The organism is Sphingobacterium sp. WOUb80 (assembly GCF_050058145.1).
Taxonomy (GTDB): Bacteria; Bacteroidota; Bacteroidia; order Sphingobacteriales; family Sphingobacteriaceae; genus Sphingobacterium.
The window spans coordinates 535,784-560,169 of sequence record NZ_CP165617.1 but is presented as its reverse complement, the minus strand read 5'-3'; the positions used below and the strand labels follow the sequence as shown (position 1 = coordinate 560,169).

Genomic DNA, 24,386 nt, shown 5'->3' with positions numbered 1-24,386 from the left:
TTCAATGAAAGATTTTTACTTATTGAAACAATCCCCATTGTTTATTGGGCACCGGCCCCATTTCTAAAACAAGCTCTCCCCCTTTTAAAAGTTCAGAGGCATCAAAGTAAAAGGTGTTTAAAGGTTTTCCATTTAATGTCGCACGTTGTATATACATATTTTTCTTACTTGCATTTTTCGCTTTGATCGTAAACTGTTCACCCCTTCCATATTGACTACCCAATTTAATCTTGACCTCTTCAAAAAGTGGACTGCCTATTTCATAAATCGGTTTTACCCTTGTTCCACCATCGATCTGAAATAAACCAATCGCATTCATGATATACCAAGCGCTCATTTGCCCTTGGTCTTCATCCCCTAGGTAGGCATTTGAAATCCCCTGTCCATAATAGCGCGCACCAATGGAACGGCTCCATTTCTGTGTCAACCAAGGTTTATTTAACCAATTAAAAATATAGGCGAAATGCATCGACTGCTGGTTTCCCTGAACGACAGGATAATCCCAATATTGATCATTAGGGCCATTATAGCGCCATTTCTCGCTCTCCGGAAAACCCCATTCTAATCGTTTTAAGAATACGTCCTGTCCGATCATTTTTGCTAGTTCAGGAATATCCTGTGGCACGAAAAATGTCAATTGCCAAGCATTTCCTTCCACATAATGGTGATTAGCCCCAGACTTGAAAGGATCAAAATCTTTATACCATTCTCCTTTGGCATCTTTCATCCGGGCATAGCCGCTATTGACATCGATTGCATTTTTCCACCAGGCTCCACGGTCATTAAAATACTTATACTCCTGCTCTTTTCCTAACGATTTTGCGAACTGACCAACAGTCCAGTCGTCAAAACTATATTCCATCGAATTTGAAAATCGGCCCAAATCATAAGGAACATACTTGTACTTTAAATAAGCATCCAGATCCCTGTTACCCGCGAAACCGCCTTCAAATTTCAATGGGCTCGTTGTTTGCATTTTTTTTACGGCTTCGAATGCTTTTTCAACGTCATAATCTCTAATTCCCATTTGATAGGCCCCGACGATCAACGGTATTTCATGCTCTGCAACCATTACGGGTATATACTCCATGCCAGCCGGCCCTTTAGCCAACCAGCCATTCGCCTCATACATTGCAAGCTGCGATCGGACCCATTTATTGGACCATTCGGGTGTAACCAGATTCCAAAATTGATTTAAATTCCAAAAGGTATTCCAGAATGCATCACAACCTAAAGCGAGATCTCCTTTATGGGGTAACCTTTGTATCGCTTCGTCTGAAGATCTCCATTCTCCATTGACATCGCTGAATGTATTTCGGCTTGCCAAAGTGCGGTACATATTGGTATAGAACTTCTCTTTTTCTAGATAGTCTGAGGATTTTATTTCCAACCGACTTAACAATTCATCCCACACTTTATGCTGATTTGCGACGACCGTGTCAATCGACCATCCAAACGGGTCTGCCAATTCGGTCTTCAGATTCTCTTCAGCGTTGGCTAAGCTCACATAGGAAATCCCAGTGCGCAGCTGCACCGCTTTATCTCTGTGAACATCAAATTCTACATACATCCCTGCAAATTGAGCGCTATCAGCAACCAAATCAGCTCGTTCTGCCACCTTATCATTATGCCATGTGCCATAGTTGATAATAGGTTTATCAAACTCCATGACAAAGTATACGATATAATCCTGTTTTGCATCGGTAGACCAAACGTTTTCAGACAATTGATTACTGTATCCTACAATCTTGTAATCAGAAACCTTTTTGAGTGAAAGATCTTTAATTTTATAATCGTATTCTCCGTTTACCTTAAGATCAATCATAATACGTCCTGTATCCGACTTATGGTAGGTATACTGCTGAAAACTAGAACGTGTTCCCGCGGTTAATTTTACATCGATATCGTGATCAAGAAGATGTACAGCATAATAACCCAATGGAGCCTTTTCGCTGGTTTTATCTATTGCAGATCGATACCCTGAATGTGAACTATACTGATCGCCGACCCTTGTTTTCAATTGACCAGCAGTAGGAAATGTTCCCAATCCCGCCATGGTCCATTCGTGAATATGACTAAACGTACCAATAGATTCAATGGATGGTTCATAGCCCGCCTGCCAGCCAATATTTTGGTTGTCTGGACTTATCTTTACCATTCCAAAGGGCATCCATGGTCCTGGCGCTATCATCCATCTGGAATGCGCCGAACCAATCATTGTGTTCACATAATCTGAAACGCCCCCCAATCTCTTGGGTCCTCGCACGATTGCTGACGATTGTATTAATCGTCCATTACTATAAATTTCATACTTGCTTACGACATTCTTAGCGGTATAAGGCATCGGTATTTCAAGTTTCGCTGCACCTTTTTCAAGCGCTTTCTCATAAATCTTCTTTCCATCTAAGACTACTTTCAGCTTTTCGTCATCTCTCAGCTTCAAAAGATCAACCAGCATATGCTGAACAGGTTTTCCTCCGCTCAGAATTTCAAAATCAGATTGTTGTACATTTTTAACGATTGTAGTACAATCAGAAATCAACTTAACACTCTGTGGACCAATTAATTTAAATGAATCAAATTCAACCCAACCGCCCTTTATGACAGTCATAGTAATCTGATTACCTCCTTTTCTGATGAGATTGGCAGACAATGGTATGCTGATAGTCGAATTTCCAGATTTTGACGTATTATTTAGGGGTTCACCATTTCCTGTTCCCCGTTTTACTTCAAAGTTATAAGGTTTACCATTGATTGAGATCTGTAGTGTTGGACTATTTTTAGGATCACTATTTGCCAATTTAACCTGGAGTGTGCATTGACTACCTTCTATACCGCCATTTAACACGTAGTATAGATTTAAAAAATGTGTTCTCAGACCAGAGGTCCCTCCGGTCCCACCCCATTCATTAGCAGGGCCAGGCAATACATAGGGTAAATCAATTGCTAACGTAGATTGACCGATGATAAACGCATTGTCTTCATAACCAAAATCATGTTCCAAAAATTTCTTATATTCATTTGGGGCCAAAGCAAATTCACCACTTGAACCGTCCGAATTTCCCAATTGCCAAATTGCATGCCCCTGTCCTAAGGCAGACTGTCCACTCATAAATAACAGTCCAGCTGCAAAAGAAAGTGAGAAACGTAATTTCATAAGTATCAGATTTATAATTTTTAATTCCATCAGTTGCTTTTCTCATAAACTGCACAAAAACTCATAACAAGCATTACATTGTACATACATTATATATTTGACAAAACACTTAAAAGCAAAACATTAAGCACAATATTACTATAAAAAAAACAAATATCAAATGAATATACGCAAAATGTATATACATATAAAGAAACCAAACGAATTGACACGAAACCTCGGAAAATGAAAGATTTTGATTTACAGGTGAGAAAGCTTGGAAAATTTATAATTTACTCGATGTTAAACCTCTTGAACACCTTACCCGATTGTAGGGACGAACAACTTCAATCTACAAAAATTTTTCTACGGACTACTCATTGGAAACCTGGCGTCGAGATAAACGAACAAATTGAAAAAAATCCCCGAACGTCATCATCTCAGGGTTAAAACTTATCAAAAAATCAGGCAAAGCAATAATTACTATTGGCTATTTGGATCCAATAAGTTATATTTATACAATTATTTGCTTTAAAACCTTAAAGATAATAGTATTATCTTTTGTATTATCATTATAAACAATATTCTACCCATTTGTGTAGAAACTTATTTGATTGCTGGATAGAGATTTAATATTTTGAACAGGTATAGATATTACTTTGACGATGATTACAAAGTAAGGATAGGAATGTAAGAAGGCCTATTTCTAGCGTATAAATTGAGATTACGCCCTTATTTTTGTAACTTGCACGCCAGGACAACATCGATTTTACGTGGTATTCAAAAGCGATTACGGATCATCTTTGTAATTTACACTATGAAAATTAAGATTGAAGATTTTTTCAAGCCGGTACAAGTTAAAGACGACTTTAGCAAAGATGATTATGAGATTGTCGAAGCCTTTATTAATTTCGCTAAATCCTTAAGCAGATTAACCTATCAAAGTATATATTTAATTGATTATTCAAAGAAAAGCTTTCTATTTGTTTCTGATAATCCAATTTTTTTATGTGGCAGCACACCTACTGAAGTAATGCGGGAAGGTTATTATCACTATGTTAATAATGTCCCTGAGAGCGATTTACATTTACTAAAAAAGATAAACGATGTTGGTTTTGACTTTTTCGGGAATTTGGTTGCCGAAGATCGCTTAAAATTCTCTATATCTTATGATTTTCATTTAAAACAACCCGGTAATAAGCCACTTTTAGTGAACCATAAACTCAAGCCCCTGCTGTTGGATAAGTTTTCCAATCCTTGGATCGCGCTCTGCCTGGTTTCGATGTCCTCGCATGCAAACTCGGGAAACATTCGATTTAAATCTGATGAAGATGGAAAACAATTTGAATATGACCTTGATAAAGATATTTGGGTAGAAACTCCCCGTATTAAATTGAAACCCCGCGAAAAGGATATTCTTCTCTTTTCGGCACAAGGTCTTACGATGGATCAAATAGCAGATCGGTTATATGTATCAATTGATACAGTGAAATTTCATAAAAAACAAATATTTTCAAAGCTAAAAGTCAAAAGCATAACAGAAGCCACAGCATTGGCCATTGAGTTATCTCTTTTTTGATGTTTGCTATACACTATTTTTTGAACATAACAACATTTGGTTAGACATCTCAACAAATTTTTGGATATCCACATTATTTCCTATGCTAAATTGAGAATACTTATTCTTCTCTACAAAAGTTTTCAGCCATTCCGATTTAATATAGATTGGTAAGGTTTCAGAATATAAGTAAATAATCGGATCTCCAAGCTGATAAGATTCAATTTCCAATTTCCGAAGTGTATTCACGACTTTCCGGTCACATTCGGCTATGACTAATCCACTGCCAAGGCTATATGGGCCATAAAAAGCATCAAAAAGCATCTTTTTCAGGATATTGATTCGATTACCTACTATCTTTCCAGAAATAACAAACCTTCCGATATGCCAAAAATTAGTTACTTGTGGAATTAACAAGCTTTCTGTTTCGATATCAAATAATTTCTGAATCGGCAAACTTGTCTCCTTATCCCAAAATGTAATTCTAATAGATGCCTGAATACCGTTATCAAGCTTACTTCGCAGGACATAATAAATGGAACGATCAAAAAAAGTATGATCCTCTCCTATTAATGACTCAAAATCAAACTTATATTCCTCTTCGGAATAACTATCCAGTTTGTAATGCTCCTGAGTCGTTACTAAATAAAAATGAATAAGTTCAGGAAGTTCGTTTTTATTAAGCTTGGTAAAATAATAATTTTCAGGCGTCCAGTTCATGCAAATGTTATTCGATATGCAATTATAAAAATAAAGACTTTTCGTTTAAATTCCCACAGCAACAAATTTACTACACAAAAGTGTAATGGAACGAATATTTTTTTCAATTATATTAAGTTCAGCTCATCATTGATAAATAATAGGAATCCGGAAAGAATTTTACAGGTTTTGCTGTTGCCAAATTGAACACGGTGTGACTGACCATTCCCGACAACAGATATAAACCTAGCGACAGCTGCGGCGGTGGAGACGTCAATGCAATTTTTCCATATTCTGCCAAAAATTCTTCAAACCATTTCGTATCGATATCTTTTGCCTTTAAGCTATCCACAATAAATTTACCGACATTTAATTCAAATGTCTGGTGTGCCTTTTCCAACGACTGCAGATTAAGGCCTTCGGGAGGAAGAACAGTTAAAAATCCCGCCCACCCTAAATTATAAGGATGTACTACTGGTATATTTCTTTTGGCCATATATTGGTCAAAAACAAAAGGGATATCGGAAGAAAAATCCAGTGCATTAATGGCAACCCTATGATTGAGATCGATATCATACAAGTTGTCCTTATCAATAAATTCAGCAAATACTGTTATATTGGCATCTGGATTAATTGCATGCAAACGATCACGCAAGGCTATTGCTTTCTTGACACCAATATCCTTGTTTGTATAATTTTGACGGTTTAGGTTTGTCAATTCAACAATATCTCCATCAGCAATTGTCAAATTTTCGAAACCCATCCGCAATAAGCATTCTGCTATATAACTCCCTATTCCACATCCCCCTATCAATACGGGAAAATCTTTTATACGTTGTTGCTCCTCTTCTTTAATATGTATGTTGTTCCGAATATACCTCAAATCCATAGCTAATATTTCAATAATTTTGTATCACATAAAGATAGAATTATAATTTATAATATTATTATTAAAGAAATTGCTAAGCAATTTTTTCTGATAGCCCAATTCCAACTTGTTTAAGTTTTTCCTTATTTTCAAATAAAAATTACTGAGAATGAAAGGTAAAATGAATATCTTTAATAAAATCAACTTATAAAAATGGACAATACAAGAATATACCGCATGTCATTTGCTGGTGTGTATCCGCTTTATATACAAAAGGCTGAAAGAAAAGGACGCACCAAAGAGGAGGTCGACGAAATTATATGCTGGCTAACCGGTTATAGTCCTGCATCGCTACAGCAGCTAATTGACAATAAAGTTGACTTTGAACATTTCTTTAAACAAGCTCCAGGTTTAAACCCGAATGTTTCGAAAATCAAGGGAGTCATCTGTGGCTATCGCATTGAGGATATTGAAGACCCGCTTGTTCAAAAAGTTCGTTATCTCGATAAGCTGATCGATGAACTGGCCAAGGGTAAATCAATGGAAAAAATTTTAAGAAAATAAATGCTGTTACAATTTTTATATGGCGCGTAATCTTATTATTCCAGCGCATAGATAGCACCATCTGCGGAACCAAAATAAAGACACTTGTCTTCGATCCATATTGTTGAAAAGACACTTCCCATCTGCAAATAATCTGCAAACAAACGAGTAATATCGTCCTCATATTTTTGTTGCAAATCGGCACGAAGTACACCTTTATCATTGAAAAACAGCCGCTTTTTCTTGCTACTTGATTCGGTTTGAAAAATAGGTGAAACCTCACCATTTTTTATGTTCAATCTATAAATTACACCATCCAATGTCCCGAAAAAAGCTTCATTACCAGCAATCGAAGCACTGCTAAATGTGTTTAAAGGCACCTTGGGTTCGGCCAATTTCACTCCGTCCATTTTATTTAAAACAAGTATACTATAGGAATCCGACATGGTTACAACAAGTCTTTTGTCAAAAACACTTGGTATACTTGTCCAGCTTCCCGGTTGATGGTAAACCCAAACACCGCTACCGTTGTTCGCATTAAGCGCATAAACGTTAAAGTCCCGGGCTCCAAAATAGACTGTACTATCAGCAAGCACTGCGTGAAACTGAATCTCACCTTTAGGAAAATAACGTTCACCGACAGTTTTAAATTTCCATTGTAAAGTACCGTCTTTTTTTAAACAGTAGAAAGAGCCATCAAAACTACCGATGTAAACATTTTCTGGTGTCAATGTGGGAGCTGCATGTACAATTCCTCCCGTCAAGAATTTCCAAACGAGTTTTCCAGATTTAGCATCGACGGCATAGATATGGTAATCTCCAGATCCAAAATACACAACACCATCTGCAACGGCTGGGGATGAATGAAAATAATCCCAAACATCATAACTCTTCTCTCCATTGGTTGAAAATCGCCACAACTCTCGTCCTGTATCGACATCTAGTGCATACAAGTATCCGTCAGCACTTAAAAAATATACGATTGAAGCTTCAACAGCAACAGTCGATCGAATCTCACCGCCCGTTTTATACTTCCATAATATATCGCCGTTCGTTTTATTTAAAGCATAAAGATTACTGTCACAAGATCCTATAAAGACGATATCGCCACAAATGACTGGCGAAGAAAAGAGCTTTCCCTTAGTCTGGAATTTCCATTTCAACAAAGGTTTTGAACTGATAGCGGAAAAAGATGTATTATTTTGGCGGTCTAGGCCCCGAGCAAGATGCTGTCCCCGTAATGGAAAAAGACCTCCTACAACAAAAAGTAGGATAATAATCGGACGCCAATCATATTTCAATCCAAGCATCGGTGTATTTTATTTAGAATGATAGGTTATTCTTTAGCACTATAAAATAGCTATGCTATTCATTATTTTCTCTTAGAGATTATGTAGACATTGTATTAGGGATAGATAAGGTATTTCTTTCTCATCTTTTTATAATTACTTAGCCCTGGCTCCCAGGTTTTTCGGATCTCTTCTTCTGAATTACCAGCTTCGATTTGTTTACGAAATAAACCTACCCCCACGAGCTTTTCGATACTTCCAATCTGTTTCGAAAATGACTGATCAAAAAACTTGTCTTTTTCCGGAGAATTTCGATAAAGCTCGATAATCCACGATAAGTTTAATTTTTTACTAGCGACAAGCTTTTGCAGATCGTATTTACGCAAATCTATTCCGTAGCATTCTTCATTCATGAAAAGCGGTGATTCACTCATGCCTTTTTTACTGACAGGAACAAATGAAAAATCATATATGCCCTTGTAAATTGGGCTACCAATTATAACAAAAGGATAATCTGTCCCTCTGCCATGATTTACTTTTACACCTTCAAAAAGGCAGGTACTTGGATACAATAGGATACTTTGTTCGGTGTTTAGATTGGGGGAAGGGTTAACTGGCAGCTTATAGAGCATATTATGATCATAATCTGCTACAGGAATAATCTTCAATTTACATTTCTTTTCGGTAGCCATCCAACCTTCTCCATTAATCATCTGAGCAAATTCGGCTGTCGTCATCCCGTGTGCAATAGGGATAGGGAATTGCCCGATACCTGACTTATATTCCATATCCAAAATAGGTCCATCGATCAGGTAAGCATTCGGATTCGGTCGATCTAAAATCAGGAGTTCCTTATCATTTTCAGCACAGGCTTCCATAATATCCCGTAGTGTATTAATATTGGTATAAAATCTTACACCCATATCCTGCACGTCATAGATAAACAGATCGATATCTTTTAGATCTTGAGCTGATGGTTTTTTCTTGTTTCCATACAAGGACACGATAGGAATTTTAGTTATCGGATCGATCTCATCCCCTACTTCGGTTCCATTGCTGGCATTCCCCCGAAAACCATGTTCAGGGCCAAAGATCCGAACAATTTGGACACCTCGAGCAATTAAACTATCAACGAGGTGTCGACCTTTAATAATCGTAGATGGATTGCCCAATAGCGCAACACGTTTATTCATTAAATAAGGAACATAACGCTCAGTTTGTTCCGCTCCAGTTTGTATACGATCATTGCAATAATTTAGCGAAGTTTGTGCAGTCGCATTATTGAAAAGGAATAGAGTTAATATAAAAATGAGCACTGATTTCATATCCATTTGGTTTATAATTATAAAATATAGCCGCTGAGCATCAAGCTATTTCGATTGCAGAAAACTAAACTAAGAATAAAGCTCTATTTTAGCAAATCATTTGTTAAAATTGATAAACAAGTTTTATCCCACTAACTTTGGAATATTATTGGGGAGCATGATTTACACATGAAACAATAGATGACATTCAAAAGCTGTGGCATACTAAATTTTTATAAGAATAATTGACAATGGAAAAGCAGGTAAATGCGGGTGAATTTGTAGATCGTTTTATGACAGGTAGTTTGGAGCATCTGCGCTACCAGCAATCGCCCATCAAGATATTTCAGCTCAGTGAGATCGCCCCTTACATTAAATTCCCTACTCCGCCTATTTTCTTGGGCTATAACCTCCTCGTCCATATAACTGAAGGTTATTTTAAACATCAGATCGGAGCCAAAGAATATGTCGTTCAGGCTCCGGCAATTCTTATCAGCAATTATGGTAATATCTCAACAATAAAGTCTGTCGATAAATCTTCGAAAGGACATTGTGTCTTGATCAACGACAATGCGATGACGTCCATATTCAGGGAACAGGAGATTTTGAATATCTTTAACATCTCCCCCCTACTTAACTTAACTGCCCAAGATAGCAGGGATCTTCAGGAACTATTTAGATTACTTTATGATGAGCTGCTTTCGGAATTACCTTACCGAGAACTTTTTGAAAATTTATTAAAATCGGCAATTTTAAAAATCATCAAACTTTCTTCCTCCAATCAAGCCCTTAATCGGAGGCAGGAAATTGCAATGATGTTCAAACAACTCGTGCACAAAAACTTCAAAAAGCAAAAAAACATTGCATTTTACGCGGACAAACTCGCGGTATCTACAAACTATCTTAATCGTTGTGTATTTTCGGTGTTCAAAAAATCTTCCAAAGAACTCATTCTTGAAGTTCTGATTATGCATAGTCAATTTCTATTGTTTGAATCCACTAAAAGCATTGCAGATATCTGTTATGAATTGGATTTTTCTGACCCTTCTTACTTCTCGCGACTTTTCAAAAAGATCGTCGGTGTTTCTCCTACTTCTTATCGAAACAGAGCAACTTAAATTTTCAACATGCACGATTTGTCCTATCTTTTATACTGAAGTACACAAGAAAATCAAATTGATTGCAGTTATTTTTGTGTAAGTCATTGAAGTAAAAGAGAATTTCAGTTTGGTAGCACTCTTTATTCTCGATGTTTCGATTTACATTGTTCCATCATTTAATTACATATTTAAAGATGCTTAAGGTTTCAGAACACAACAATATAACCCAAGATTTCGATTTGTTTATTGCGAATTTCAAAACTAGGCTATCAAGCTTATTTAATAAGGAGTACGATTACAACTCGCTCAGTTTAACGCGTGGGCTTCCGCCTGAGTTTTTAACAGAGATCATGAAAATGCAACCCTTGTCAGTTGCTATCCCCGAGCACCACGGTGGTCGAGGCCTTCATGTAAAAGAATGTTTGGGTGTACTTGCAGCCGCTTCTTATGAGTCACTTTCCCTGTCTCTAATCTTCGGTATTAATATTGCTTTATTTTTGGAACCTTTTGCCAAATATGGCAATACACTACTTCAGGAGAAGATATTCCAGCAGTTTCTGGAAAATCAAGCCATGGGAGGACTAATGATTACGGAACAGGCTTACGGCAGTGACGCACTCAATATGCGAACATCTTACGAACAAAAAGATGGTAAGTATTTTATAAAGGGTGAAAAACATTGGCAGGGTCTTACCGGCGCGGCAGATTTTTGGCTCGTGACAGCACGCAAGAAAAATGAAAACGGAGAACTGGTGCGGGATATAGATTTCTTTGTCACAGAGAACGCCGTCGAAGAACAAAAGATTGTTGTTACAAAGAAATACAATAGCCTTGGTCTCTATGCAATTCCTTATGGTGTGAACAACATAGATATCAACGTACCCACGGATCACAAACTAAATCCTGAAAGTACAGGAATTAAATTGATGTTAGATACCCTCCACCGCAGCAGATTGCAATTTCCTGGAATGGGTATGGGTTTTATAAAACGTATGTTGGATGAAGCCATGAAACATTGCTCAGAACGCCGTGTAGCGGGCATTAGTTTAAATGAATTAGACTCAGTTAAGTTCCAGTTATCGCGCATACAGGCTGCATTTACATTGTGTTCCGCAATGTGTTCATACAGCGTCTCGATTAGTTCCATCAATAATGACCTTTCCGCTCATGGTGTAGATGCCAATAGTGTGAAAGCTTTTGTAACAGACTTAATGCACGAAGCCGCGCAAATATGTGTGCAATTATCAGGTGCAAATGGCTATAGATTGGATCATGTTGCAGGCCGTGGCCTCATTGACAGCAGACCTTTCCAAATATTCGAAGGATCAAATGAGATGCTTTATTCGCAAGTGGCTGAAGCTATCGGCAAACTTATGCGTAAAACTAAAGAAAGTAACTTATTGTCTTTCTTAAAAAAATATAGCGGAACTGAATTCGCTGCGCCATTTTTCTCATCAATCTTAAATTTTGATTTTCCGCTACAGCCTAAGCAACGCGAACTGGTTACACTTGGAAAAATAATAGCTCGTGTGATTTGTTTCCAATATGTTTTACAAATTAACAATGCTGGATTCAATGATAAGATGACAGAAATAACACGTCAACACGTGAGTATGGATATTTATATGTTGGTTGGCCAATTATCAAATAATAATAATGCCGAACCACTCATGAACTATGACGAGAACACGGATTGGATGAAGTTCACTTCTTAATCAAGAGTTGTGCTAACGAAGTCAACCGTTTTTAGCACGGTGAATAAAATGCATGAAGCCATTTCCTAAGAAGTGGCTTCATGTATTATATCGCAGAAATATCCCATTCCCATACACTATGGTAATGCCCAATTGCTTCGGTATAGGCTATAAATTCACGATAGAAAGGATGTGAAGCGATTGTGGCACTGTCACCTATTACAACCAGTTTTTTCTTCGCTCTAGTCATTGCAACATTCATCCGGCGAACATCAGACAAAAAGCCAATCTGCTGTTCAGCGTTACTTCTCGTCAAACTGATATAGATAATATCCTTCTCCTGTCCTTGAAAACTATCTATTGTCTGTATTTTAATCAAGTCATTAAAAGGTCGCAGCTCGTCTTCACCATCCAATACCTCCTTCAATAAAGTAGCCTGTTTCCGATAAGGTGCGATCACGCCGATGCTCAGGCTTTCATCGATGCTCCAGGAAGCTGTCCAAGAACCAATATGGGCGCTCAGATGAGATTTAATAAAATGTGCTTCTCCAATATTGCAGATTGCACCGTCACTTTCCGTTTCTTCAAATCCCGCTCCTGCTGTATCAATAAATAAGACAGGCTCGGCATCTCCTGCTAAGTTCCACTGTGCGACTGCACTATCGGCTCTCAACAAACCGTTATATAAGGCTGTGGAAGGATATTGCATAATTTGTTCGTTCATTCGATATTGCACATCTAGCAAAGAAACTAATTGCGGATTATGGTCTACCAATTTTTCGAACAATGTATGGCTCAGCCCATGGTTAGATATCTTACTGGATTTTACCGTAGGTGGCAATTGATTGTGATCGCCTGCTAAAACAAGACGATGTGCTTTTAATATCGGGATCCAGCAAGCCGGTTCCAGTGCCTGTGCAGCCTCATCTATAATGACTGTTTCATAACTACGATTTCGTATAACCTCATGATTCGAACCTACCAAGGTTGCAGTAATGACTTCTGCTTTGTCCAAAACATCGCCAGTGATAAAATCTTGAATCTGATCGACCTCCTTCCGGATCCGGTGAGCTTCATCAAACAATGCTTTTCTTTGCTCCCGCTCTGCCTTTCCAAAATTACGTTTATATTTTTGAGCCATCTCTGTATAGGCACGCACTTGCTTTTGAAGTGTTTTAATATCCTTATTTGCAGGATGTCGATCAATCTTTGCATCGAGTGTCAATTCCTGAAGATGCTCGGAAACTTTTACAGGATTACCTATTCTTGTTACCCTGACTCCAGCAGCGTCCAAACGCTCGGTCAACAGATCAACAGCGGTGTTGCTAGGCGCAACAACTAACAGCTGTTTGCTGTGCTGTTTTAACAATGCCTTCACTGCCTGTATCAATGTTGTTGTTTTTCCTGTCCCCGGCGGCCCATGCAAAAGAGCCACAGTACTTGCTTCCAATATCTGTTGAACCGCTTTATTTTGACTGACATTCAAGTTGGGATGTACAAAGAACACCTCATTCGATTCACTAGGAATCCGTTCCTCTCCGATCAGCCTTCTCACGAAACCTCCCTGCTTTGTATCTTTACTCAATTCCTTGCCTTTCTCCAGCGCATTGAACATCTCCCGATAAGAATACTCATCAAATAATAAATCAATACCAAGCTTCCCTCTCCGACTCCATTCAGGCAGTTCATCCACACGAAATGAGATTCGCATCCCATCCCTACCTATGGCGGATATAATACCATCTATTCGGTCCCTTTCGGGATCGTGATTTGAGAATAGGGAAACTGGCATACCGAAGCGGAACTTGTGATCGACGTCATAGTGATTGGTTCTGTTTAAACTAACAGACAAATAATCCCCTCTTCCAAGCTCAGTATCTATTATCTGAATCGGAAACCAAGTAACACCTTGCATCCGTCGTTCATTCAAGCTACTTTTCAATAACAAAGTCTCATGCTGTAATCTATCAAATTGTTGTTCTTCACGTAATAAAGTGATAAGTTTGTCGAAATAATTCATACTTGGATATCCATATTGCTCCAGCGCAAAGTAACTGTTTTTTCCTTTACTTGAATCATTTGGGGTTTCATATTTATTTGCTATAATTGAACAACAAAGCATTTACGATCGAAACATTTACAAAAACAATAATTAGATGAGCGAAATATTCCTACACGACAACGAACAGCAATGGACAGACTTGGGTGAAGGCGTCATGCGAAAGATACTCGTTTTTAATGAGGAGCTCATGCTCATGAAAGTTCGATTTGAAAAAGGAGCCATCGGTGCACTTCATCAACATTCACATACGCAAATTTCTTATGTCAGCGCTGGAAAATTCAGATACCATATTGATGGTGTTGACAGCATCTTGACGGCAGGAGATTCGTGTATCATTTATTCAAATCTGATTCATGGATGTGAATGTCTTGAGGAAGGAGAACTGATCGATTCGTTTAGTCCTTATCGTGAAGATTTTGTGCAGTCGACATAAAAATATTTTAATCAAACGTTGAAGAAGCAATATTCATTTCGTTCCAACGTTAATGCAATAACATTAAAAAAATATGATTTCACTTCTTTCAGCTAGTATCCGTGGTCTCCTTGTTAGTTTTTGCTTGAGCACTGGTTTTCTATGTCTTTCTCCAGCAGTACAGGCGCAGGAGAAACCTCTTTTAATAGAGAAAATTAATTCGAAACTATATCTATACACGACCTTTAATACCTTTGACGGCACCAAATATGCAGCAAATGCCGTGTACTTAATCACGAAAAAAGGTGTTATCCTTTTTGACACCCCATGGGATTCTACCCAATACCAGCCCTTATTGGATAGTATCAAACAAAAACATAATTTACCTGTTATTGCTGTTTACGCAACACATTGGCACGAAGACCGTGCAGGTGGTTTTGCCTATTACAATCGCATTGGGATTCCCACCTACGCAACAAAAATGACGAATGATCTACTAAAGGCAAATCACAAAGCACAAGCCGCCCATCTTGTTGACATCAATAAAATCTACAAAATCGGTGGTCAATCTTTTGTTCTGAACTTTTTTGGTCCCGGACATTCCATGGACAACGTTGTTGTTTGGTTTCCCGAATATAAGATCCTGGACGGCGGCTGTTTTATAAAAAGCTCTGAAGCTCGAGACTTGGGGTTTACGGCCGACGGAGACGTAAAATCCTGGAAACCTTCCTTAGCGAGGTTGCTGACAAAATATCCCCAAATTAACATGGTGATTCCCGGACACGATGCCTGGAGAGATAAAGGTCAGATAAAACGAACAGAAGTGCTTCTAACAGAAAAACAATAATACATTTATCGAAGGAGCTTCAGTAACAGGTCTTCGCCGCGGCAAATTGGAACAGTCTATTAATAAAAGAAACACCGTATTCGTCAAACTCACTTGTTTTCAATAGGATTAAAATATTTGCAAAGTATTTAGCTGGACAGATTAAAATCGTTTATTAGCCTGCAATTAGGTTATCAAAAAACCGCTACTGGATAACAGGGTAGAAAAAACTGCATAAAAATAAAAAAGAAACTATGTTTTTCTAAAAAAGTACTATCTTAGCGACACCAAACAAAGCAGGGGGCATTAGCTCATTTGGCTAGAGCGCTTCGCTGGCAGCGAAGAGGTGATCAGTTCGAATCTGATATGCTCCACAAGAAAGGGGTTACTTTATTTAAGTAACCCCTTTCTTATTCTAATCAACCAATTTCTGCTGTAAATTTCTATTTATAAGAGTTTACTGATTTGGAAATTTTCCAGGTTCCGTTTTCTTTAACAAGCGTGATCAGATCCGTTTTAGCAAAACCGTCGAACTGCATGGTAACTTTCGCGATTGCATAATCGGGTAATTCTTCAACGATCTGGGTTGTTGTTTTGCAGTTCATCTTGATACCTTTTTGTTTTTTCAAAAACTCAATCATCTCAAGACGACTATGTTGCAAATCTTGTTTGCCACAAATTTTTTGGTTAAAATCAGCTGTAAAAAGCTTATCCAAATTAGCTACCTGACCTTCGGTCATTGCACCAACGTATTCATCAATGGCCAAATCAGCGGTAATTAAATTGCGTTCTTCGGGTTTAACAGAAGCCATTGAGCAAGTAGAGATTGCAATCATTGCTGCTGCTACAAATGTTTTTACTAAAGTTTTCATATCTTTTTCAATTTTATAATGTATTAGTATATTTTCTTATTTGATTGTCGCGCACCACCTAAATTTGTTGCGTACTTTTTTTATTTATTTTCTGATTCAAAATTAAGACAAGTCATATATTGATTTCATTACATTTAGATTAACATTACATTAAAATCGGTAAATGCTATTTTTTTCTAGGTGAATGAAATTTCCAATCAATTCGCTATATAGCCAAAACGTGACAGAAGGAATAAATTATTGGTTTGAATATTGCTATTCTGTTCAATTCCTATTAGATTGCATTCTTTCATGACACACTACGATAGAGCATATATTTTTCTTTTTAAACTGCCCATTCTGATGGTTTTAATCGTGCTTTGCGATACCTTATATGCGCAACGGCCCGTCAATGAGATAGAAATCACCCGGCATCTTGCTGATACAAGTAAACAAAGAGATCTTATTGACATTGGCAAAGAAATATTAAATATCAAACCACCGCAATCCGTTGATAGCACAGGAAAAAAAATCTATTTTTCTTTTTTACCCTTTTCAACCAATGTCCCTGGAGGTGGTCATGCTTTAATTACAAGTACAACTGCAGGATTTTATTTGGGCGATCGCTCGGATACCTATATGTCCAAAATGACATTTACGCCTTACACCAATTTTGGTAAGCGATTTGGACTCCCCATACGCTCCTACATCTGGTTAAAGGAGAATACGTGGGTGATTGATGGAGATATCCGACTACTAAAATATCCACACGAAACTTGGGGAATTGGTAAAGAGCATCATGGCGATCAACAGATTAATTTGGATTACACCTATTTTCGTTTATACCAACATGCATTAAAAAGAATTCATGGCGGATTATTTATGGGCATTGGTTATGATCTGGATTATCGAATGAATATTAAGTCGACAAGCGATACCAAGCTCGAAGACTACACCTCCTACCCTTATGGAACAGACTTAAAAGATAATACCATGTCTTCAGGAGTGAGCTTCAATTTAATCTACGATACACGGGCCAATTCAATCAATACCTGGTCGGGTAACTACGCCAATTTACAGTTCCGAATCAATCCAACATTTTTAGGAAGCGATGAGAACTGGAAATCGTTATTTCTTGAAGTGAGACGCTACCATAGGCTCACCCAAGACCGAAACCGGCAAAATATGATTGCTGTAAGAAGTTTTTTCTGGACCGTATTTAATAGCAAAGCTCCCTACCTCGATCTTCCTAATTTAGGATGGGATCCATACAACAGTTCAGGAAGAGGCTTTCCGGTCAGCCGTTTTCGAGGTAAATCACTATATTATTTAGAAACGGAATACCGTCGCGACATCACGAGGAATGGCTTATTTGGGTTTGTCGCATTTATGAATTTCACCACGTTAAATGGGCCAAAAAACAGCATGTTTGAGGACTGGAATGTCGGCACCGGTGCTGGTGCGCGAATTAAGTTTAACAAAAATTCAGGCACCAATATCGGCATCGACTATGGGATCAGCAAGAATCACCGTGGCGTGAGACTTACCTTAGGCGAAGTATTCTAAGCCCTAACTCAAGTGATAACTTTGGTTTTTGAACTCCATTGAGGCATAGTATTGGTATTTTCTATTGTCCAGCGGATAATCCCAACAACCCATGCGGTGGTAGATTTCACCACCAAAGCCTGTTTTGAACCGATAAAGTCCATATAAAGGGTGTGAAGGATCGGCCTGTGGAGATACGCCGAAGAAATCATATTCTGTACATCCTTTTTCTTTCGCAAGCTGCATAGCGCGCCATTGCAAAGCATATGTTGCCATATAGTTACGATTCTCGGAAGCAGAAGCCCCATAAAGATAAGTCCCCCGATTTGCTGCTATCACCAAAAACATAGCCGCTAGAGGCTGGTTATCGACTTCGGCTACTAAAAGATAGACATCTGCAGGTGATAAGGTATCATTTGCCCTTGCAGATAGAACAATCTTAAAATAACTGATATCATGTAAAAAGAAGTTGTTACGAAGCGCAGTCTGCCTATAGAGCTCATACCAGATTTCCAAGCTTTCCAGTCCAAGCGAACGCACACGCACCCCTTTCCGTTCTGCAAGATTAATATTATATCTTGTTTTGGATTTCATATTTCCAAGCAACATATTTTCCTCCTTTCTAAGATCCATAAAAATAGTATTGGAAGGAAGTATGTCTGTATTTGCTTTATGAAAATTCCAATTTTCTGTATTAAAGTTAAAACGCATCTCCTGAATACGTTTTTCGGGCACCCCCAACCAGTTTCCATGAAGGTCATAACAATCATCCTCTTTAGCCCAATGGGACTCCCAGGATAGATCATAGCGTATCATAATGCAATTTGGAGGCAAATGAGAACGCAAACTCTCCGATAACTGTTCCAAAAAATAACCTTGATTCTCATCTGAGGGTTCGATCTCCGGTCCATAAGGTACATAGGCAATGCAATGTTCCTGATCTATGGCCTGTATAATAATCAATAAATCGCCAATAAAATACGTATCGTCGTCAACCCCGACATAGAGATCAGATTGTTTGGATTTAAAGTTAAATGCCTTTGACTGTATACCCTGCATTTTCTTTACGGCAGACCAATAAGCAGTCTGTTGAATAATACCTGTTTTATAAAGCCCACTGATTTCTTTGTCACTAATGTCTGCTATCATGATATTTTTCCAATTTTAATACGGACATTTTTTCAGATACTCAAAAAAAAGCATCGATTTTAAAGCCCAAAAACGGCAAACATAACCAAAATGTTCGGCTAAGCAGGCACACATTTGTCACTTTGTTGTTAATTTCAAGAAACACAGAAAAATAGCTACCTAAAAAGGCTTTTTCACATAATTTAACGCTAGAATATCGTCCTTTGAATTGTTATTTTGGTCTAAATTTTAAGATATTTGTAGCTTAACAATTCAGCACACGATGGACAATAAAGCGATTTCAAAAATTTTCAAATTATGCAGCCAATTGATGGAATTGCACAACGAAAATCCTTTTCGAACAAAATCCATAGCAAGTGCCTCTTTTAAGTTGGACAAGCTTCCTTTCCGTATTGAAGAGGCCAGTCTCGAAGAATTGAGTGCGCAGCCCGGAATAGGAAAAAGCACCGCTGAAAAAGCGAAGGAAGTGGCTGCTACCGGAACTTTTAAAGAGCTTCAGACGCTTATGGATAATACGCCATCCGGTATTGTTGAAATGTTAAACATTAAGGGGCTAGGTCCTAAAAAGATCGAGATTATCTGGAAAGAACTTGAGATCGAAAGTATAGGCGAGCTGCTTTATGCCTGTAACGAAAACCGTCTTGTTGAAGCGAAAGGATTTGGACTTAAAACCCAAGAAGACATCAAAAAATCCATTGAGTTTTCGATCTCCAACAAAGGATGGTTTTTATATGCAAAAGTGCTTCCGTTGGCAGAACGTTTTTTCACTGACCTTAAATCGCATTTTCCGGCTTCCCTATTGTCCTTCACAGGTGATTTCAGAAGAAAATGCGAAATTTTGAGCACTGTGGATCTTTTGATTTCTGAGCATATCGATAGCGTAGAGAAATTCTTAGGGGCATATACTTTAGTCGAAAAAACAGAAAATTCCATAGAATTGACCGATGATCTGGGATTTACTTTCAAAGTCTTCAGCAGCAATATTAATGATTTTTATCGTGACCTGATTCTTAGCACCGGATCTACAACACACCTCGATCTCCTATTTAATATACTTCCAGATCTCCCTTCACTTTCCAGTGAAGAAGCAATTTACCGCAACTTGGGTTTGGATTATATCGAACCCGAACTACGTGAAGGATTGAATGAAATAGAACAGGCCCAAAATCACGCCCTACCAAAACTAATCCAATACAAGGATCTCAAAGGCACACTTCATAATCACTCTACGTATAGTGATGGTGTCCATAGTCTCGAGCAGATGGCCCTGCATTGTAAAGACGTGTTAAAACTCGAATACCTGGGAATCTGTGATCACTCGAAAACGGCAGTTTATGCTAACGGACTATCCATCGAAAGATTAGAAGAACAATGGAATGAGATTGCTGCGTTAAATGAAAAATTGGCGCCGTTCAAGATCTTCCGTGGGATTGAATCCGATATTCTAGGCGATGGTTCATTGGACTACCCTGATGAGATACTGGCAAAATTCGATTTTGTTGTTGCTTCCGTTCACTCCAATCTAAAAATGGATGAAGAAAGAGCAACCGCTAGGCTAATTAAAGCGATCGAAAATCCATATACAACAATATTAGGACATCCTACCGGAAGGCTATTGTTAAGTAGAGCGGGCTATCCATTAGATTTTAAAAAAGTCATCGATGCTTGTGCTGCAAATGGAGTTGTGATTGAGATAAATGCCAATCCTTTACGCCTGGATCTTGACTGGAGATGGCACCGTTATGCCGTAGAAAAAGGAGTACTGCTATCTGTAAATCCGGATGCCCATCGTACGGAGGGACTACAAGACATGCAGTATGGTGTGTTAGTCGCTCAAAAAGGTGGCCTTCAAGCAAGTAACTGCCTGAATACATATTCTTTAGATGCCATCACGGCGTATTTCAACAAGAAAAAACAGCGCTAGTGTATGTCCAGTAAAACAAATGCCGTTCGCCTATTGGACACCGCCGGAATAAGTTATGAACTACGAGAATACGAAGTTGATGAACAGGACGTCAGTGCCGAGCATGTTGCCGAAACCTTAGGTCTATCGCTTGAAACATTATACAAGACCTTGGTTCTAAAAGGCAACAAAGACCCTTATATTGTGGCTGTCATCCCTGGCAATGCGCATCTTGATTTAAAAAAAATAGCAAAAGCTTCAGGCAATAAAAATTGTGAGATGCTTCCCATGAAAGACCTCCTATCGGTCACCGGCTATATTCGTGGAGGCTGCTCTCCCATTGGAATGAAAAAGCAATTTCCAACGTTTATTGAAGAAGCCGCTCAACTAGAAACCCATATTTCAGTAAGCGCAGGAAAAAGAGGCCTTCAGATGGTATTAAATCCGCTGGACCTCGCTAGCATTGCACATGCACATTGGTCGGATCTGATTGGCCTATAATAGGCCTCACTTTTTACGCCCGTATAATAGTATGCGTTTGAAAGAGTAAATGGCCGGAAATTTTGAAAAATGTTTATTGATTCGAGTTTTGAACTCATCAATAAACAGTACCTTCTTATCTTCTGCTAACCGCTCAATATAGGGAATCAAAGCGGAGCCTGCAATGAAGCTGTAAAGCGTATCAACATCAGTAGCAATCAAAGGATACACACGGAGTGAAAGATCCAATTGATCCAAGCCATTTTCAAACAGCAGCTGTGCATAAGCGTCAATATCCAATACTGACGAAGGCCTATTCCAATCACTTAGATAAGTACGAAAAGGTTCCTCGTTCCCCAGTTCAAATAAAATCTTATTTAAGATATTTTCTGGCTGATAAGGCATCTGTACCGCTAATTGTCCACCAACATTTAACTTGGAGATAAGCTGAGGGAAAAGAACCTGATGATCTTCCAGCCATTGTAAGGCTGCATTGCTAAAAATAAGATCCCAGGTATTTGGCTCAGCAAGAAATTTTTCGACTGAACTTTGTCTAAATTTTAAACGTTCTGTTTCAAGCTGATGGCTTTCATATAGCATTTCTGCTGAAGAATCTATCCCAAGAAAATTTGCTGCAGCGAATTTTTTACTTAGAATAGCTGTTTGTTCACCGGTACCGCAGCCCAAATCTACAGCATGCAGTACGGTATCTCCAACGATAAGGTCGGCCAAATCATAAAATGGTTTAAAACGAATATTTTTAAATTGATTATAGGTGTCCGGATTCCAAGGCATATTTTTTTTCATTATACCCCTATAGGGCAATACAACATTTTCTATTTAAACAAAGTGAGAATTTCAGAAGCATCGACTTGACCAAAATAAGCCGTTAGATCGACGGACCGCAGCAATAGATCAATCTCCTCCAATTCATGCTTTTTTCCAACCAATAGACTTTCGATTTCATGGATCGATTTAGAAGCAAAAAAATCTCCAAAAATTTTAGCGTGTTCAATATATCCTTTGTGTACATCCAGGTGTAATTCTATAAATCCCGCGGGAATCTTAATTGCCTTTTTAAAATTGTAATTTGGAGAAAAACCAAAATTCCAGTCCCATGTTTCGTATTTTTCTTTGACCAGCTTTTCGATGCTTTCGATATCGAAAGGAGAAAATGTGCTAATTTTAGCTTCAGGGTTCTCCAGTTTCATTTCCGCAATGAGCAATTCTTTAAAATGAGCGGTTGTAAAACCACTAGGCAAATATCCAATTAAATTCGTTACGCGTGCGCGATTTGATTTTACAGCTTTATCTACAAATTTCAATGGATTGACTTTCAAAGCATCACTTAGCACTTGCATCTGTGAATCGACCAATATAGTGCCATGTTGAATCATTTTGCCATTTTTGGCCAGTTTAGCATTTCCGCTAAATTTTTTCCCATCGACCAACAGGTCATTTCTTCCTTCTAATTTTGCGGGTATATCCAATTTATTCAATAGTGAAACAATCGGCTGGGTAAAGGTTGAAAAATCCATAAAATCATGATTCCCCAATAAGGTATGAAAGGAAAAATTAAGGTTTCCTGCATCATGATAAACAGCACCGCCCCCCGACATCCGCCTGACAACCTTAATATTATTCTCATTGACGTAATCAAGATTTATTTCAGCCAAGGTATTTTGGAATTTACCTATTATAATTGAGGGAGCATTTACGTAGAGCAGAAAGATATCTTCTTTGGGGTATTTACCCAATAAATATTCCTCAGAAGCGATGTTAAAATAGGCATTGTCGGAAGGAGAATCTATAATCAGCATATTTTTCTTTTTTCAAAAATAACAAGAATTTAATGGAGGTACTTCATTTCAAATTCATAATTACCTCAAATAGCTATTATAGCGTTCCTTCCGATTTCGGCAACGCTATTCCGCAATTCCATTAGCCTAACTGCCGTTAGCCCCGTTGTCCGAAAGCAACTCTCTCCTCTAATTTTTTAATAATAAAGGCTGAAAAATCCTCCTGTACGATCTCTTCAGTCTGACATAGCGCTCCCGGACTAAAAACATTAATTTCCATAATACGGTTTCCTACCACATCTAGGCCAACAAAATACATTCCATCCTGAATCAATTTATCCTTAATCTTGTCAACCATCAGCAGCAGCTCTGGGGAGATAATGGCCGCCTGAGTTGTAGCTCCCTGATGGACATTACTCCGAATCTCATCACCCTGCTGTACACGGTGCACAGCTGCATATTTCCCATTGATCGAAATGGGCTCTCCATTCAATAAAAAGAATCTAATATCCCCACGTGCGGCATCCGGAAGATATTCCTGACCAATCACGTAACCATCGCGCGCAATAGCCTCTACCGTTTGTTTTAGATTTTGCTGATTATCCTTATTGATCAAAAACACATTTTTACCACCTGAACCCTTCAGAGGTTTTAAAATAATAAGCTTGTTCTGTTGTTCAAAAAACTCAATGACATCTGTATAATTTCTGGTTACTATAGTCTTTGGTCGGATAGATTCATCAAATCCTTCAAGGTATAACTTATTGCTCGCCCTACCAAGACTATCAGGATCATTGATAACCAATACACCTTTTTCTTTTAAGAGCGATGCGAATTGCAGTGCAGAGGCTGCTGCCCAAGGCCGGCTAACCATATCCAAGACTGGATCAAATCGTAACCAGACAACATCCATCTCTTCCAAAAACATTTTAGTCTTTTCTGTTCCCCTTAATACTTCCATTAAGCGATTTGCCGTAGTAAGCTTCTGATCAGGAAGCACTTTTCGTACGTGGGCAGCAATATGTGCAGACTCATAATAGAAATCAGCCAAGCCAATATAATAAATCTCATGTCCCATTTGGTGGGCTCTCAAAGCCAAAAGAGTTGTCGTGAAACGAGCTGTTTCTTTATGGGTTTGGTTGATCACGAATGCTATCTTCATATAAAA

General features: G+C 38.2%; 20 protein-coding genes and 1 tRNA gene. 10 read left to right on the top strand and 11 right to left on the bottom strand.

Annotation, left to right across the window (positions count from 1 at the left end):
- Positions 1-19: 19 nt before the first annotated feature.
- Entirely contained in the window at positions 20-3,157 is a 3,138-nt protein-coding gene (locus AB1Z56_RS02210; RefSeq protein ID WP_426790938.1) for a GH92 family glycosyl hydrolase, read from the bottom strand.
- 796 nt (positions 3,158-3,953) lie between these two features.
- Between AB1Z56_RS02210 and AB1Z56_RS02205 the strand changes: the two genes are divergently transcribed.
- The gene (locus tag AB1Z56_RS02205; RefSeq protein WP_309361992.1) at positions 3,954-4,715 is read left to right on the top strand and encodes a response regulator transcription factor; all 762 of its coding nucleotides are present in this window, start codon (positions 3,954-3,956) and stop codon (positions 4,713-4,715) included.
- A gap of 6 nt (positions 4,716-4,721) precedes the next feature.
- Here AB1Z56_RS02205 and AB1Z56_RS02200 read toward each other — a convergent pair whose 3' ends face one another.
- Positions 4,722-5,414 carry a hypothetical protein gene (locus AB1Z56_RS02200; protein WP_309361993.1) on the bottom strand — a complete coding sequence of 231 codons (693 nt, stop codon included), beginning with the start codon at positions 5,412-5,414 and terminating at the stop codon, positions 4,722-4,724.
- A 118-nt stretch (positions 5,415-5,532) separates the two neighbouring features.
- Positions 5,533-6,282 (bottom strand): HesA/MoeB/ThiF family protein, encoded by a 750-nt coding sequence (locus AB1Z56_RS02195; RefSeq protein ID WP_313267813.1) that lies wholly within the window; start codon positions 6,280-6,282, stop codon positions 5,533-5,535.
- Between the two features lie 192 nt (positions 6,283-6,474).
- Here AB1Z56_RS02195 and AB1Z56_RS02190 point away from each other — a divergent pair, with 192 nt between their 5' ends.
- Positions 6,475-6,825 carry a DUF2200 domain-containing protein gene (locus AB1Z56_RS02190; protein ID WP_309361997.1) on the top strand — a complete coding sequence of 117 codons (351 nt, stop codon included), beginning with the start codon at positions 6,475-6,477 and terminating at the stop codon, positions 6,823-6,825.
- Between the two features lie 35 nt (positions 6,826-6,860).
- Here the strand turns inward: AB1Z56_RS02190 and AB1Z56_RS02185 are convergent, their stop codons facing one another.
- On the bottom strand, positions 6,861-8,114 hold the full coding sequence (locus AB1Z56_RS02185; protein ID WP_426790937.1) for a PQQ-binding-like beta-propeller repeat protein: 1,254 nt from the start codon (positions 8,112-8,114) through the stop codon (positions 6,861-6,863).
- 95 nt (positions 8,115-8,209) lie between these two features.
- Positions 8,210-9,418, bottom strand: coding sequence for an exo-beta-N-acetylmuramidase NamZ family protein (locus AB1Z56_RS02180; protein ID WP_426790936.1), 1,209 nt, complete (start codon positions 9,416-9,418; stop codon positions 8,210-8,212).
- A gap of 230 nt (positions 9,419-9,648) precedes the next feature.
- On the opposite strand from AB1Z56_RS02180, the gene AB1Z56_RS02175 reads away from it, so the two are divergent.
- A complete protein-coding gene (locus AB1Z56_RS02175; protein WP_309362003.1) occupies positions 9,649-10,515 on the top strand; it encodes a helix-turn-helix domain-containing protein in 867 nt (288 codons plus the stop codon).
- Positions 10,516-10,691: 176 nt separating this feature from the next.
- Positions 10,692-12,212, top strand: coding sequence for an acyl-CoA dehydrogenase family protein (locus AB1Z56_RS02170; RefSeq protein ID WP_426790935.1), 1,521 nt, complete (start codon positions 10,692-10,694; stop codon positions 12,210-12,212).
- A gap of 85 nt (positions 12,213-12,297) precedes the next feature.
- On the opposite strand, the gene AB1Z56_RS02165 is transcribed toward AB1Z56_RS02170, so the two are convergent.
- Positions 12,298-14,313, bottom strand: coding sequence for an AAA domain-containing protein (locus tag AB1Z56_RS02165; protein ID WP_426790934.1), 2,016 nt, complete (start codon positions 14,311-14,313; stop codon positions 12,298-12,300).
- Positions 14,314-14,347: 34 nt separating this feature from the next.
- Here AB1Z56_RS02165 and AB1Z56_RS02160 point away from each other — a divergent pair, with 34 nt between their 5' ends.
- From AB1Z56_RS02160 to AB1Z56_RS02150, 3 genes are all read left to right on the top strand, one after another.
- Positions 14,348-14,686: a cupin domain-containing protein gene (locus AB1Z56_RS02160; RefSeq protein ID WP_426790933.1), complete on the top strand. Its 339-nt coding sequence runs from the start codon at positions 14,348-14,350 to the stop codon at positions 14,684-14,686.
- Positions 14,687-14,759: 73 nt separating this feature from the next.
- Complete coding sequence (gene bla / locus AB1Z56_RS02155) at positions 14,760-15,512, top strand: BlaB/IND/MUS family subclass B1 metallo-beta-lactamase (protein WP_426790932.1); 753 nt, start codon at positions 14,760-14,762, stop codon at positions 15,510-15,512.
- Positions 15,513-15,791: 279 nt separating this feature from the next.
- A tRNA-Ala gene (locus tag AB1Z56_RS02150) sits at positions 15,792-15,865 on the top strand.
- Between the two features lie 69 nt (positions 15,866-15,934).
- On the opposite strand, the gene AB1Z56_RS02145 is transcribed toward AB1Z56_RS02150, so the two are convergent.
- A complete protein-coding gene (locus AB1Z56_RS02145) occupies positions 15,935-16,363 on the bottom strand; it encodes a nuclear transport factor 2 family protein (RefSeq protein WP_309362013.1) in 429 nt (142 codons plus the stop codon).
- Between the two features lie 291 nt (positions 16,364-16,654).
- On the opposite strand from AB1Z56_RS02145, the gene AB1Z56_RS02140 reads away from it, so the two are divergent.
- The gene (locus tag AB1Z56_RS02140) at positions 16,655-17,908 is read left to right on the top strand and encodes a hypothetical protein (RefSeq protein ID WP_426790931.1); all 1,254 of its coding nucleotides are present in this window, start codon (positions 16,655-16,657) and stop codon (positions 17,906-17,908) included.
- Between the two features lie 3 nt (positions 17,909-17,911).
- Here AB1Z56_RS02140 and AB1Z56_RS02135 read toward each other — a convergent pair whose 3' ends face one another.
- A complete protein-coding gene (locus AB1Z56_RS02135) occupies positions 17,912-19,036 on the bottom strand; it encodes a lipid II:glycine glycyltransferase FemX (RefSeq protein WP_313267835.1) in 1,125 nt (374 codons plus the stop codon).
- Positions 19,037-19,298: 262 nt separating this feature from the next.
- On the opposite strand from AB1Z56_RS02135, the gene AB1Z56_RS02130 reads away from it, so the two are divergent.
- Both AB1Z56_RS02130 and ybaK read left to right on the top strand, forming a co-directional pair.
- Positions 19,299-20,960, top strand: a complete 1,662-nt coding sequence (locus AB1Z56_RS02130; protein WP_309362019.1) for a helix-hairpin-helix domain-containing protein — start codon at positions 19,299-19,301, stop codon at positions 20,958-20,960.
- Between the two features lie 3 nt (positions 20,961-20,963).
- The gene (ybaK, locus tag AB1Z56_RS02125; protein WP_309362021.1) at positions 20,964-21,440 is read left to right on the top strand and encodes a Cys-tRNA(Pro) deacylase; all 477 of its coding nucleotides are present in this window, start codon (positions 20,964-20,966) and stop codon (positions 21,438-21,440) included.
- 6 nt (positions 21,441-21,446) lie between these two features.
- On the opposite strand, the gene AB1Z56_RS02120 is transcribed toward ybaK, so the two are convergent.
- From AB1Z56_RS02120 to AB1Z56_RS02110, 3 genes are all read right to left on the bottom strand, one after another.
- Positions 21,447-22,226 carry a methyltransferase domain-containing protein gene (locus AB1Z56_RS02120; protein ID WP_426790930.1) on the bottom strand — a complete coding sequence of 260 codons (780 nt, stop codon included), beginning with the start codon at positions 22,224-22,226 and terminating at the stop codon, positions 21,447-21,449.
- A gap of 29 nt (positions 22,227-22,255) precedes the next feature.
- Positions 22,256-23,239, bottom strand: coding sequence for a lipoate--protein ligase (locus tag AB1Z56_RS02115; RefSeq protein ID WP_309362025.1), 984 nt, complete (start codon positions 23,237-23,239; stop codon positions 22,256-22,258).
- Positions 23,240-23,375: 136 nt separating this feature from the next.
- Positions 23,376-24,380 (bottom strand): glutathione synthase, encoded by a 1,005-nt coding sequence (locus tag AB1Z56_RS02110; protein ID WP_313267844.1) that lies wholly within the window; start codon positions 24,378-24,380, stop codon positions 23,376-23,378.
- Positions 24,381-24,386 lie beyond the last annotated feature (6 nt).

Excerpts from the sequence above, each read along its gene's own strand:
- AB1Z56_RS02160 (WP_426790933.1), top strand. The coding sequence starts at position 14,348 with ATGAGCGAAATATTCCTACACGACAACGAACAGCAATGGACAGACTTG.
- bla (WP_426790932.1), top strand. The coding sequence starts at position 14,760 with ATGATTTCACTTCTTTCAGCTAGTATCCGTGGTCTCCTTGTTAGTTTT.
- AB1Z56_RS02130 (WP_309362019.1), top strand. The coding sequence starts at position 19,299 with ATGGACAATAAAGCGATTTCAAAAATTTTCAAATTATGCAGCCAATTG.
- AB1Z56_RS02180 (WP_426790936.1), bottom strand. The coding sequence starts at position 9,418 with ATGAAATCAGTGCTCATTTTTATATTAACTCTATTCCTTTTCAATAAT.
- AB1Z56_RS02140 (WP_426790931.1), top strand. The coding sequence starts at position 16,655 with ATGACACACTACGATAGAGCATATATTTTTCTTTTTAAACTGCCCATT.
- AB1Z56_RS02120 (WP_426790930.1), bottom strand. The coding sequence starts at position 22,226 with ATGAAAAAAAATATGCCTTGGAATCCGGACACCTATAATCAATTTAAA.
- AB1Z56_RS02175 (WP_309362003.1), top strand. The coding sequence starts at position 9,649 with ATGGAAAAGCAGGTAAATGCGGGTGAATTTGTAGATCGTTTTATGACA.
- AB1Z56_RS02195 (WP_313267813.1), bottom strand. The coding sequence starts at position 6,282 with ATGGATTTGAGGTATATTCGGAACAACATACATATTAAAGAAGAGGAG.
- AB1Z56_RS02135 (WP_313267835.1), bottom strand. The coding sequence starts at position 19,036 with ATGATAGCAGACATTAGTGACAAAGAAATCAGTGGGCTTTATAAAACA.
- ybaK (WP_309362021.1), top strand. The coding sequence starts at position 20,964 with ATGTCCAGTAAAACAAATGCCGTTCGCCTATTGGACACCGCCGGAATA.
- AB1Z56_RS02115 (WP_309362025.1), bottom strand. The coding sequence starts at position 23,239 with ATGCTGATTATAGATTCTCCTTCCGACAATGCCTATTTTAACATCGCT.
- AB1Z56_RS02200 (WP_309361993.1), bottom strand. The coding sequence starts at position 5,414 with ATGAACTGGACGCCTGAAAATTATTATTTTACCAAGCTTAATAAAAAC.
- AB1Z56_RS02110 (WP_313267844.1), bottom strand. The coding sequence starts at position 24,380 with ATGAAGATAGCATTCGTGATCAACCAAACCCATAAAGAAACAGCTCGT.
- AB1Z56_RS02205 (WP_309361992.1), top strand. The coding sequence starts at position 3,954 with ATGAAAATTAAGATTGAAGATTTTTTCAAGCCGGTACAAGTTAAAGAC.
- AB1Z56_RS02145 (WP_309362013.1), bottom strand. The coding sequence starts at position 16,363 with ATGAAAACTTTAGTAAAAACATTTGTAGCAGCAGCAATGATTGCAATC.
- AB1Z56_RS02190 (WP_309361997.1), top strand. The coding sequence starts at position 6,475 with ATGGACAATACAAGAATATACCGCATGTCATTTGCTGGTGTGTATCCG.
- AB1Z56_RS02210 (WP_426790938.1), bottom strand. The coding sequence starts at position 3,157 with ATGAAATTACGTTTCTCACTTTCTTTTGCAGCTGGACTGTTATTTATG.
- AB1Z56_RS02165 (WP_426790934.1), bottom strand. The coding sequence starts at position 14,313 with ATGCTTTGTTGTTCAATTATAGCAAATAAATATGAAACCCCAAATGAT.
- AB1Z56_RS02170 (WP_426790935.1), top strand. The coding sequence starts at position 10,692 with ATGCTTAAGGTTTCAGAACACAACAATATAACCCAAGATTTCGATTTG.
- AB1Z56_RS02185 (WP_426790937.1), bottom strand. The coding sequence starts at position 8,114 with ATGCTTGGATTGAAATATGATTGGCGTCCGATTATTATCCTACTTTTT.